Source organism: Paracnuella aquatica, assembly GCF_003332885.2.
GTDB lineage: Bacteria > Bacteroidota > Bacteroidia > Chitinophagales > Chitinophagaceae > Flavisolibacter > Flavisolibacter aquaticus.
The window spans coordinates 342,121-355,622 of the sequence record NZ_QOWJ01000002.1; the positions used below are offsets into that span (position 1 = coordinate 342,121).

At 53.3% G+C, this 13,502-nt stretch carries 6 protein-coding genes; all 6 read left to right on the forward strand.

What is annotated here, in order from left to right; translation table 11 throughout:
- Positions 1 to 35 precede the first annotated feature (35 nt).
- Complete coding sequence (locus DRJ53_RS06250; RefSeq protein ID WP_114234729.1) at positions 36 to 3,002, forward strand: SusC/RagA family TonB-linked outer membrane protein; 2,967 nt, start codon at positions 36 to 38, stop codon at positions 3,000 to 3,002.
- Between the two features lie 21 nt (positions 3,003 to 3,023).
- Positions 3,024 to 4,610, forward strand: a complete 1,587-nt coding sequence (locus DRJ53_RS06255) for a RagB/SusD family nutrient uptake outer membrane protein (protein ID WP_114234730.1) — start codon at positions 3,024 to 3,026, stop codon at positions 4,608 to 4,610.
- A 31-nt stretch (positions 4,611 to 4,641) separates the two neighbouring features.
- On the forward strand, positions 4,642 to 5,700 hold the full coding sequence (locus DRJ53_RS06260; protein WP_114234731.1) for a SusE domain-containing protein: 1,059 nt from the start codon (positions 4,642 to 4,644) through the stop codon (positions 5,698 to 5,700).
- Between the two features lie 131 nt (positions 5,701 to 5,831).
- Positions 5,832 to 8,369 (forward strand): cellulase family glycosylhydrolase, encoded by a 2,538-nt coding sequence (locus DRJ53_RS06265; RefSeq protein ID WP_114234732.1) that lies wholly within the window; start codon positions 5,832 to 5,834, stop codon positions 8,367 to 8,369.
- A 618-nt stretch (positions 8,370 to 8,987) separates the two neighbouring features.
- Positions 8,988 to 11,957 carry a SusC/RagA family TonB-linked outer membrane protein gene (locus DRJ53_RS06270; RefSeq protein WP_114234733.1) on the forward strand — a complete coding sequence of 990 codons (2,970 nt, stop codon included), beginning with the start codon at positions 8,988 to 8,990 and terminating at the stop codon, positions 11,955 to 11,957.
- Positions 11,958 to 11,973: 16 nt separating this feature from the next.
- On the forward strand, positions 11,974 to 13,497 hold the full coding sequence (locus DRJ53_RS06275) for a RagB/SusD family nutrient uptake outer membrane protein (RefSeq protein WP_114234734.1): 1,524 nt from the start codon (positions 11,974 to 11,976) through the stop codon (positions 13,495 to 13,497).
- The last annotated feature ends 5 nt before the right edge of the window (positions 13,498 to 13,502 follow it).

Here is a 13,502-nt window from a genome sequence, read left to right on the forward strand (position 1 = left end):
TTATTTCAAGCATTTAAACTTCAAAGCTTGCTATCATGAACGTGAGAAAAATGATCCGGGCAATTATATTGCCTGTGTTAGCCTTGCTCCTAACCCTCCAGTTATCTGCACAAAATCGAACTATTAATGGCCGTGTAACCGATGCCACCGGAAAAGCCCTCGCTGGTGTAACCGTGTCGGTAAACGGTACCGCAGCCACCACCACCGATGCCGAAGGCAACTACACCATCAGCGTGCCCCAAACGGCAGGCACATTGGTGTTTACCTCGGTTGGCTTTGAGCGCCGCGAAATCAGCGTAGGCGACCAGGCTACGGTTGATGTAACCCTGCAAAACACTGCCGGCAGCCTTGGCGAGGTAGTAGTGGTGGGCTATGGTACCCAGCGTCGCCGCGACCTGACCGGTTCTGTAACCTCGGTTACGGCAAAAGACTTTCAAAAAGGCGTGATCCCCACCCCCGAGCAACTGATTGCCGGTAAAGTGGCCGGTGTGCAAATCACCACCAACGGTGGCGCACCAGGTTCGGGCAGCACCATCCGCATCCGCGGTGGCGCATCGCTCAATGCCTCGAACGACCCGCTGATTGTAGTGGACGGCGTGCCCCTGACCTCGGGTGGTATTTCCGGTGCTGCAAATGCGTTGTCGCTGATCAACCCCAACGACATTGAAAGCATGAACATCCTGAAAGATGCATCGGCTACCGCCATTTACGGTTCCCGTGCCTCTAATGGTGTAATCATCATTACCACTAAAAAAGGGGTGAGCGGCAAACCGCAGTTTACATTTAATACGCAGTTGTCGGCTGCCAACAATACCCGCCAGGTAGAAATGCTTTCGGCTAACCAGTTCCGTGAGTTTATCAATGCCCGCGGCAACTCGGACCAAAAAGCACTGCTGGGCGAAGCCAATACCAACTGGCAGGATGAGATTTACACCACTGCCCTTTCTCAGGACAACAACCTGGCGGTGCGTGGCTCGCTGGGCCGCATGCCTTACCGTGCATCGGTTGGTTTCCTCAACCAGGATGGTGTGCTGAAAGGCGGCAACATGAAGCGTACCTCGGCTGCGCTGAACCTGAGCCCCAAGTTTTTTGACGACCACCTGCGTGTGGACATCAGCCTGAAAGGCGCCATGACCAATAATAAATTTGCCGACGAAGGTGCCATCGGCGCTGCCGTAACCTTTGATCCAACGCAACCGGTAACTACCGGCAGCAAGCGTTATGGCGGTTATTTTGAGTGGCTCGACCCTACAGCATTGACGCCCAACTCCAATGCGCCCCGCAACCCTGTTGGCCTGCTCAATCAGCGCGACGATAAAAGCACCGTATACCGCAGCATTGGTAATGCGCAATTTGATTACCGCTTTCATTTTCTGCCCGAACTGCGTGCCAACCTGAACGTGGGTTACGACGTGATGCAGGGCAAAGGCACCGTGTTTGTTCCGGACAGCGCCGCATCGCAATACCTGCGCGACGGCCAGAACACCGAGTACAAGCGTGGCCGCGAAAACAAAGTGCTGGAATTTTACCTGAACTACGCGAAAGACATCGATGCCATTGACAGCCGTGTGGATGTGTTGGCCGGTTATTCGTACCAGGATTTCCTGGACAGGATTTACAACTATGCCGATTACAACGCAGCTGGTGGACTGATTGCCGGTTCGGAGCCCAACTTTGCTACCGACCGTCCGCAGTACACGCTGCTGTCGTACTACGGCCGTTTGAACTATACCCTTAAAGGAAAATACCTTCTGACCGCAACAGTGCGCCGCGATGGTTCTTCGCGTTTTGCCGAAGAAAACCGCTGGGGTATATTCCCCTCCGTGGCACTGGGCTGGAACGTCCGGGAAGAATCCTTCCTCCGCGATGTGCGGGCCCTCAACTCCCTGAAGCTGCGTGCCTCTTACGGCATCACCGGCCAGCAGGAAGGCATTGGATACTACGACTATATCTCTTATTACAACCTGAGCTCGCCTACAGCCCGTTACGAGTTGGGCAATACATTTTACAACATGTACCGCCCCGGTGGTTACTACCGCGATCGTAAATGGGAAGAAACCAGCACTTACAACGTAGGCCTGGACTATGGTTTCCTGGGCAACCGTGTTTCGGGTACCATTGATTATTACTACCGCGAAACAAACGACCTGCTGAACAACATTGTGCAGCCGGCCGGTACCAACTTCTCAAACCGCATTGTGGCCAACGTAGGCAGCATGGTAAACAAAGGTTTTGAGTTTGCCGTAAACGTGGTGCCGGTGCGCAACAGCGACTGGAACTGGGACGTGAACTACAACGTGACCTTTAATAAAAACGAGATCACCAACCTCACCATTGCACCCGATCCTTCTTTCCCCGGCAACGAGTACGGCGGCATTGCAGGCGGTGTGGGCAACACCATCCAGATCAACTCGGTGGGCAGCCCCCGCGGTGCATTTTACACTTACCAACAGGTGTATGACGAAGCGGGTAAACCAGTAGAAGGTTTGTTTGTTGACCGTGATGGCAATGGTGTAATCAATGAGCGGGACCGCTACCAGTACAAGCAGTCCGATCCAAGGGTGTTCATGGGTTTGAGCTCCAACGTATCTTATCGTAAGTGGAACGGTGGCTTTGTGGCCCGCGCCAACTTCGACAACTACGTGTACAACAACGTGTACAGCAACCTGGGTCGCTTTACTGCAGTGGGCGGTTTGCCCAACATCCTGAACAATGCTTCGGTGAACATCCTGGAAACCGGCTTTGGCGGTGGCAACATCAACCAGCTGATGAGCGATTACTATGTACAAAACGCATCGTTCCTGCGGATGGACAACATTTTTGTAGGATACAATGCCGGTAAAATTTACCGCGACGTATCGCTGCGCCTGAGTGCTACCGTGCAGAACGCATTTGTGATCACCAAGTACAAAGGTTTGGACCCGGAGATCAGCGGCGGTATCGACAATAGTTTTTACCCACGTCCCCGCACTTATGTATTGGGCCTAAACCTGGATTTTTAATTAATAAAGAGATTGAAGCATATGAAACGTAGCTTTTTCAACATAATGATGGCAGGTGCCGTAGCCGTATCCACGCTGGCATCCTGCACCAAAGACCTGGACCGCCTGCCACAAAACGAGATCACTGCCGAGCAGGTATATTCCACCCCTGCCGGTTACAAACAGGCATTTGCCAAAGTGTATGGCGCCTTTGCGCTTACCGGTAACCAGGGCCCTGCGGGCAATGGCGATATACAGGGCATCGATGAAGGTTTCTCCGACTTTTTGCGCCTGTACTGGAATGCACAGGAGCTGCCTACCGATGAAGCGGTAATTGGTTGGGGTGATGCAGGCCTTCCCGATTTTCACAACATGAGCTGGGGCTCAAACAACCCGTTCCTGCAAGGTTTGTACTACCGTTGTTACTACCAGATCACGCTGGCCAACGATTTTATCCGCCAGTCGTCTGATGCCAGCCTGAGCAGCCGCGGTATTTCAGGTAACGATGCCGAGGAAATTCGCAAGTACCGCAACGAAGCCCGCTTTTTGCGTGCCTACCAGTATTCGGTGCTGATGGACCTGTTTGGCAACGTGCCGTTTATTACCGATGCCGATGCATTGGGCAGTGTATTGCCCCGCCAGATTCAGCGCGGCGAACTGTTTACCTGGATTGAAACCGAGCTGAAAGAACTGGAAACCGTACTGGCCGATGCCCGTGCCAACGAGTATGGCCGTGCCGATAAAGGTGCCGCCTGGGCCCTGCTGGCACGCAACTACCTCAACGCACAAGTATACACCGGCACTGCCCGTTACAACGAGGCCGTTACTTATTCTAAAAAAGTAATCGACGCAGGATATTCGCTGATCCCGAACTACCAGCACCTGATGCTGGCCGACAACCACCTGAACCGGGATGAATTTATCCTCACCATTAACTACGATGGCCTGAGCACACAAGGCTATGGCGGCACTACTTACCTGGTGCATGCAGCCGTGGTAGATGGCATGGATGCTACCCGCGACTTTGGTATTCCCAGCGGTGGCTGGTTTGGCCTGCGCACCACTAAAAGCCTGGTGCAACTGTTCCCGGTGGTGGATGGTACCGGCGACAAGCGTGCCCAGTTTCAAAGAAACAAACTGGAGATTGATGATGTAAGCAAATCTTCGGAAGGCTATGGCATCCGCAAGTTCCGCAACGTAAACCGCGACGGCAGCATTGCCAAAAACATCGACGCCCGTGGCGATTTTGTTTCGGTTGATTTCCCCATCTTCCGCCTGGCAGAGCAGTACCTGATTTATGCCGAAGCAGTACTGCGTGGTGGCACCGGCGGCAGCCAAACGCTGGCGCTGCAATACATCAACGACCTGCGCGACCGTGCCGATGCATCGGCTGTAACCAGCATCAACACCGATTTTATTTTGGATGAGCGTGCCCGTGAGTTGTATTGGGAAGGTTTCCGCCGTACCGATCTGATCCGCTACAACCGCTTTACCACCGGCACTTACCTGTGGCCCTGGAAAGGTGGCGTACGTGATGGCCGTGCTGTAGAAGCATTCCGCTCGGTGTACCCCATCCCCGCATCGGATGTTACTGCCAACCCCAACCTGGAGCAAAACACAGGCTATTAATAACTAACGATTACTTCAAAAAAGAAATAAAATGAGAAACATACTTCAAAAATTGCTCTTGCTGTCGGTAGCATCGATGCTGCTGTGGGCATGCGAAAAAGAAGAGACAAGGGCTGTGCTGCGTTCCGGCGTTAGCCCCCAGCTGGCTGTTTCGGCCACTACCCTGGAGCTAAAGCAGGAAGATGCCGATAAAGCAGCCGCCAGCTTTACCTGGCCTGCGGTGGATTATGGCTTTACCGATGCTATTGGCTATGTGCTGCAGGTAGCAAAATCAGGAACTAATTTTGCCGGTGCATCCACCGTTGAAATTGGCGTGAACAAAAGCGACCTGAAGAAAGAATTCAAGGTGGCCGAACTGAACGCCGAACTGAATAAGATCCTGACTCCCGGCCTGAGCCAGGAAATAGAAGTGCGCCTGAAAAGCAATACCATCAACCCCATTTATTCCAATACAGTAAAAATGATGGTGCGCCCTTACCGGGTTCGCATTTTCTACACCTTCCCGCAAGCCATCAACGTGGCCGGCAACTTCCAGGACTGGAACCCAGGTGCTGCACCGCAACTTGTATCGGTAAACAACAATGGCGAATACGAAGGATTTATCAATTTCTCCAACGCTGCCAACCCCGAGTTCAAGCTGGTTAAAGGGGCCGAGTGGGGTGCCGGCGACTTTGGTTCGCCCAGCGCCGGAAAATTGAGCAACGGCGGTGATAACCTGAAGATCACCACCGGCGCAGGCATTTACCTGCTCCGCGCCAACACAACGGCAATGACCTGGAGCGCTACTAAAGTGAATGGTATTGGCCTTATTGGCAGCGCCGTACCCACCACCGGCTGGGACAGCGACCGCGACATGGCCTTCGATGCAGCCAGCGGCACCTATAGCATTACGCTGGACCTGAACGCCGGCGAGATCAAGTTCCGTGCAAACGATGCATGGGCGCTTGACCTGGGTGATAACAGCAACCCTAACGATGGCCGTCCCGAAATTGGCGGCAGCAACATCAAGATCGATGCGGCTGGCAACTACACCATTACCCTCGACCTGCTGGTTGGCGGTAACTGGGTATACACCATCAAAAAGAACTAAGCAAGACACCTTCCCCTGATAAAGGCCGCTCCAACAGGGGCGGCCTTTTTACTTACCTAAATATTTGATCATAACGCTGCAGTATAGCCGTAAAAAACAGACGGTTGGGTTGCAGCAGTACATTTGCAGGTATGAGGATACTGACATTGATTTTGTTGTGTGTGCTGACCGCGGCAAGCGGCTATGCGCAAAAAAAAGGACCAGCGGCCAACCCGGTTTTTGTAGATAAAAGCGGTGTTTTAAAATGGACCGCAACGGGCAAGGAAGCCCAGTTTTTTGGCGTTAACTACACCGTGCCTTTTGCATTTGGATACCGGTCGCATAAGGCCTTGGGCATCGATCCCGAAAAAGCCATTGATGCCGATGTGTACCATATGGGCCGCCTGGGTTTCGACGCTTTCCGGGTGCATGTGTGGGATACGGAGATTGCCGACAGCGCCGGCAACTTGTTGCAAAACGAACACTTACGGCTGTTCGATTACCTATTATATAAATTAAAGGAGCAGGGCATAAAAATACTGATCACGCCGCTGGCTTTTTGGGGCAATGGCTATCCTGAACCGGACCAGAACACCGGCTCATTTTCCAGCATTTGGAACAAACAAAAAGTGCTGGTAACCGAAGCCGCCATCAAAGCGCAGGAGCGGTACCTGCAACAATTTTTCAAGCATGTAAACCCATACACCAAAACCACCTATGGCGCCGACCGGGATGTGATTGCCATGGAGATAAACAACGAGCCACACCATAGCGGTCCGCAGCAGGGCGCCACCAATTATGTGCAACGCATGGCCGCAGCAGTACGCAGCACGGGATGGACCAAACCTGTTTTTTATAACATTTCCGAATCGCCCAACTATGCCGGGGCGGTGGTGAAAGCGGACGTGGATGGGCACAGCTTTCAGTGGTACCCCACAGGGCTGGTGGCCAACCGCACCCTGCAGGGCAACTACCTGCCGCATGTAGACCGGTACGCCATTCCGTTTGGGGATACGATTGCAGCTTTTAACAAGCGGGCTAAAATGGTGTACGAGTTTGATGCCGGCGATGTGCTGGGCTCGTATATGTACCCCGCAATGGCCCGTGCCTTCAGGGGCGCCGGTTTTCAGTGGGCCACACAGTTTGCCTACGACCCGCTGTACACTGCCCATGCCAACACTGAGTACCAAACCCATTATGTAAATATTGCCTACACGCCGGGCAAAGCCATTTCCTTGATGATTGCCGGCCATGCATTCCGCAACCTGCCGCGCAACCGCAGCTATGGAACTTACCCGGCCGATACGGTGTTTGGTGCTTTCCGCGTTTCGTATGCGCAGGACCTCAGCGAAATGAACACCGGCGAAGCCTTTTTGTATTCCAACAACACGGCAACGCAACCAGTAAACAAGGCAGCACTAAGGCAGGTGGCTGGTGTGGGCAATTCGCCGATAGTGCAATACAGCGGCACCGGCGCTTATTTTTTAGATAAGGTAAATGACGGCGTTTGGCGCCTGGAAGTGCTGCCCGATGTGTTTCAACTGAGCGATCCTTTTGCAAAAGCGTCGCCGCGCAAAACAGTGCGCCGCCTAGTAGCTGCGCAGCGCACTATGAAATTGCAACTGCCCGGCCTGGATGGCGGCTTTGTTGTAAAGGATGCTGCTGGTGCGCCACAAGCGGGGAGCAGCGCGGGCTTTTCTGTTTTGCCCGGCGTGTATTATTTGGTAAAAAACGGAACCACTTATGTGCCCGAACAGAAAGCATTTAGCGTAGCTTACCCGGTGGCCGCATTGCCTGCCGATTCGGTGCTGCTGACCCATACGCCGGCGCTCTATGCCGATGAAGGCGGCAGCCTGCAAATAGCTGCACAGGTAGCCGGCGCAGATACGGTTCGGCTGGAGCTGCGCCACCCGCAGGCCGGCTGGCAAACGGTAATGATGCAGCAGCAGGACGGATTTTTATACACAGCCCGGGTGCCCCAACAAATGATGCAATCCGGTCCGCTGGCTTACCGCATTTTGACAACGGCCAGGAACGGAATGACCTGGGCTTTCCCCAGCGGTATCGCTGGTGCACCTTATGGGTGGGATGCATTGCCTGCCCAAACATGGCAAACGGTGATCCTGCCCAAAACGGCACCGGTCAGCTTGTTCCAGGCTGCTACCGATGAAGCAGCCATCAGTGTGTTTACCACCAATTGGCAGCAAAATAGCTTGCAGTACGGCGCAGCCACCCAATACCCGTACATCACCCAAGTGATGCAGGTGAGCCATACCGAAGCCGCCGACAAGCGACCGCCGCTTGCCTGGCAAATGTTCGTAGGCAATCAAGTGCAGCAGCGCAGCCAGGCAGCCGCCAGCGCCAGCAAGGTAGGGGTGATGGCACAGGGCAGCCCAGGATCAGCGGTGCAACTGCACCTGGTAACGGCAACAGGCGCAGCTTACACTGCCTCCATCAATTTTACCGACAGCACGATGCGGTTGTACGAGCTGCCGCTTTCGGTATTCAAGCCTACCGAAATGTTGCTGCTGCCGCGGCCGTACCCGGGCTTTCAGCCGCTGCATTTATCATTGGTAAGGGAAAGCCGCCTCGCACCGGAGCGGATAGAACTGCTGCAAGTGGTAGTAGGTGATGGGGGAAAGCAAACTTCGCCGGTGAAAATTCAATTGCAATCAATTGCGCTGCAATAGAAGTTTTAAAAGAAACGAGTAATTGTTGGTTAGCGATAAGCCTTTTACACTGCTAAAAGTTTGTTGGTTTGCAAGTGGCCAAAATTGGAGCATTACCAAATTGCTATTAGGTCATGTTTTTGAACTTTTGGGTTGTCATGCCGAACTTGTTTCGGCATCTCCTTTTTCAATCAGCAACTCCGAAGGTTGTAGGGGATGCCGAAACGAGTTCGGCATGACAGAGACTGTATGGTAAGGCTTCACTGTGATTGCAGGGTGGTTTAATCGAAAGCTATTATTAAAAAAAGCGCAGGGTCTACCCGCGCTTTTTTTTGAACAAATTAATGGGTGTTGCTGTATTTAAAACTGGGTGCAGTCACACAGGTTTTATCATGATGGGAAACACTAAGGTGCGAAGAGGGAAATTTTAGCAGACGAACCTTTTATAGAAACAAAATAATCGAGCTAAACCATTGCCATCCATGCAGCATAGTGCTGCTCAACACTGTCCTTAAAAGAAAAATTAACATTATTTATAAAATATTTTTTCGGTGCTACCGAAACCATGTATTTTGTACATAATTATTGTTAGCCCACCTATTGGACTGCAATAACGTTTGGAACGCAAACCTCTGCTATATGAAATTACAACGATTGCTCACAGCCCTAGGGCTGCTTGTGCTTACGCTCCTGTATGCACAGTCTTCACTTGCACAAAGCCGCATGGTATCGGGCCGCATTACCGACCGGCAGGGCGCAGGCCTCCCCGATGTTTCGGTGATCATTAAAGGCACCACCACAGGCACCGTTACCGGCGCCGATGGACGCTTCAGCCTTTCCGTGCCCGAAAATGCCAGCCGCCTGGTGGTTTCCGCCGTTGGCTTTACCGAACAGGAAGTTAGTATTACCGGCAATACTGCCAACGTAACGCTTGAAAGTGCCACCTCCAGCCTCAACGAAGTAGTGGTTGTGGGCTACGGTACTGCCCGCCGCCGCGACCTTACCGGCTCGGTGGCATCGGTTCAGGCGAAAGATTTTAATAAAGGCGTATTTACCGCCCCGGATCAGCTGATCCAAGGCAAGGCCGCAGGCGTATTGGTGATCAACAACACCGGCCAGCCCGGTGGTTCCACCACCGTACGCATCCGCGGTACATCTTCCATTCGCTCCGGCAACCAGCCGCTGTATGTGGTGGATGGCGTGCCCCTATCGGGCGGCTCGGCACGTCCGGGTGGCAACGGCGCAGCCTACGGTAACGATGGCGGCAACCCGCTCAACTTTATCAACCCCAACGACATCGCCGGTATGGAAATCTTGAAGGATGCCTCCGCAACAGCCATTTATGGTTCGCGTGGTGCCAACGGCGTAGTGCTTATTACTACAAAAAGGGGCCGATCAGGTGCGCCGCAAATTGACGTAAGCGCCGCCGCCAGCGTTTCGAACGTGTTGAAGCGCCTGGAGGTGCTGGACGGCAATGAGTACCGTGCAGCATTGGCCAAATACAACCAAACCAGCGGCAACTTTGGCAGCAACATCGATGCGTTTGATGCCATTACCCGCACTGCCCTTACCCAAAACCACAACGTGGCTGTAAGCGGTGGCAACGAGAACGGCCGGTACCGCCTTTCGGTGGGCTACCTCGATCAGAACGGTATTGTCAAAAATTCGGGTTTTAAAAAATACTCAGCCGGTCTTACCACGCAGTTCCGCTTTTTGGAAAGCAAAAAACTGGGATTGGACATTAACCTGATTACCACGCAAACCGATGAGTCGATTGCGCCTACATCGGCCAACGTGGGTTTTGAAGGAAACCTGATTTCGCAGGCACTGCAATGGAACCCAACACTGCCGCTCACCGGCCGCAATGCAGCTGGTGTGGATACACTGACCCGCTACCCGGGCAGCAATACTACTATCAACCCGCTAGCGCAGCTGCAGTACTACCGCGACCTGGCCCGGGTAAATACCATCCTGGCAAGCGTGTCGCCGTCGTATAAGTTTACCAACAACCTGGAGTACCGCTTTTTAATGAGCATCAACCGGCAGGCTGGTGTTCGCCGCGGGCAGATCAACCGCCTGCTGAACCTGGCCAACATCGAGAACCGGGGTGCGGCATATACCAGCAACAACGAAAGAACCGACGCCCAGTTTACCAACACGCTGAGCTACAACAAGCAGGTAAATTCGAACTTTAACCTGAACGCAGTAGTGGGCCACGAGTACCTGAAGTTTGACGAGCGGACCACTTTTGTATCAGGTCTTGATTTTCCAAACAACGGCCTCAACTACTATGATATGTTGGGTGTATCAACCCGCGCCAACCGCGAGTCGGGATCGTTTGCCAACCCAACCACCGAGCTGCAATCCTTCTTTGCACGGGCCATTGTAAACATCCAGGATAAATACCTGTTTACCGGAACGTTCCGCACCGACGGCTCTACCCGTTTTGGTGAAAACAACCGCTACGGCTATTTCCCATCGCTGGGTTTTGCATGGAACATGTCGGATGAAAATTTCCTGAAAGGCAACACCGTGCTCAGTAACCTGAAGCTGCGCCTGGGCTGGGGCCGCACCGGCAACCAGGAGTTTCCTTCCGGCGCTTCGCTCAACCGCTTTTCGCTCAACGGCAACCCTTACAGCGTGGCCCGTACCAACTACGGCAACCCCGACCTGAAATGGGAAACCTCTACCACCAGCAACGTGGGTGTTGACTTTAGCCTGTTCAACAACCGCTTCTACGGCTCGGTAGATTACTTCTATAAAAAAACCACCGACGTACTGTTTGAGCGTACCCTGGCTGCACCGGCCCCTGCCGGCCGCATTTGGGTAAACCTGGATGGCTACGTGCTGAACAAAGGCGTGGAAGTAACCCTGAATACAGGACTGCTCAACTCCAAAGACATCTCGTGGAACCTTGGCGGTAACGTTTCCTTCCTGCAAAACACGGTGAGCGGCCTGGCTGGTTTTTATGAAACCGGCGCACTGCGCGGCCAGGGCTTTTCCAACGTGCTGGCGCAGCGGGTAATCAACGACCAACCCATCAACGTTTGGTACCTGCAGCGTTTTGAAGGCATTGATAAAACCACCGGCCAGGCTATTTATGCCGATAACGGTGCAAAATCATACGCAGGCAGCCCCAACCCCAAAACCCTGGTGGGCATCTCTACCGACTTTACCTACAAAAAGCTGACGGCTACCCTGAACATGAACGGCACATTTGGCCACTACCTGTTCAACAACACTGCAGCAACCGTATTGTCGATTGGTAACCTGGGCAACCGCAACCTGGCTAAAAGCGTGCTCAACACCGATGCGCAAGAAGCCATTTCCAGCGCCCCTGCACCATCTACCCGCTATCTGGAAAAAGGCAATTACCTGAAAATGGCCAACGCGTCGCTGAACTACCGCATTGGCGATATTGGCAGAACATTCCGCAACGTAAACCTGACGCTAACCGGGCAGAACCTGTTTGTGATCACCAAATACACCGGATTTGACCCCGAGGTAAACACCGATGCAGGTGCCAATGGCATCCCGTCGCTGGGTGTAGAGTACATTCCTTACCCATCGGCCCGTACCATCCTGTTTGGTATCAACTTCTCATTATAAACGTTATTGAAATATCATGGAAAAGATTAAGCGATACCTCATTATTTTCTTCAGCTTCCTACTGTTTTCGTGTACGAAGCTCGACGAGAATTTCCGCAGCAGTTTGTCGCAAAACGACTTTACGCCCACTGCCGCAGAACTGCTGACCACGGCCTACAACTCGATGAACGGACCGTTTCAACGCGGCGATTTCTGGCACATTCAGCAACATACTTCCGATGAAACCATTGCACCCACCCGTGGCCCCGACTGGGACGACAACGGGCAGTGGCGTGCACTGCATGCGCATACTTGGGACAATAACCAAAACCAGATCAACGGCGCTTTCTCGGGCCTGCTGAGCATACAGTTCAATGCTTCTTTTGTATTGCAATACAACCCCAGTCCGCAACAGGCTGCCGAGGCCAAGTTTATCCGTGCACTGAGTGTGTTTACCGTGCTGGATGGCTGGGGCCAGGTGCCGTTCCGCGAAGACCTGAACGACTACCGCATTGACCCGAAAACCTTGTCCAACACGGAGGCCGCCGATTTTATCATCAGTGAAGTTACCGGCATCATCAATGCACTGCCCGACGTGCCGGCATACCGTGCCAACAAAGATGCTGCCCGTGCATTGCTGATGAAAACCTACCTCAACAGGGGCATGTTTGCCAACCGTGCGGCGCCCACTTTTGCGCCTGCCGATATGGCGCAGGTAATTGCCCTGGCCGACCAGATCATTGGTTCGGGCCGGTACAGCATCAACAACAACGAATACTTCGACCATTTTGCACCGAACAACGAGAACATTTCGCGGGAAAACATTTTTACGCTGCACAACATAGGCGCCACCAGCGGCGGCGATGTGCGGGGTGTGGCCATGCAGGTTTCGCACTACAACATGAACCCAAGCGGCTGGAACGGCTTTTCTACGCTGTCCGATTTTTACGACAAGTTTGAAGAGTCAGATAAGCGCAGGGGTTACAATTACCGCTATCCAGGTGCCTTGCCCAACCCCGGAAACCGTACCAACGTAGGCTTCCTTATTGGGCAGCAATATAACCTGACCACCGGCGCAGCCCTGCAAGACCGCAAAGGCAACCCGCTGACCTTTAGCCGCGAGGTAAAAATCAGGGAAACCGACGAAAACACACTGGAAAGAACCGGCATCCGGGTATTGAAATATCCCTTTGATTATGCTACCAATGCCGATCAAAAAGAAAACGACTGGGTGGTATTCCGTTATGCCGATGTGCTGCTGATGAAGGCCGAAGCGCTGCTACGTACCGGCAAAGCTGCCGAAGGCCTGGTGATTGTAAACCAGATCCGTGCGGCTCGTGGTGCTACCCCACTGGCTGCCCTGAACGAAGCCAACCTGCTCGATGAGCGGGGCCGCGAACTGTACTGGGAAGGCTGGCGCCGTCAGGACCTGATCCGTTTTGGTAAATTCCTCCAACCCTGGCAGGAAAAAGCAGCCTCCGACCCACGGAACCTGCTGTTTCCCATCCCGGCCAACCAATTGGCAGTTAACCCCAACCTGACGCAAAATCCCGGCTATTAATTGTA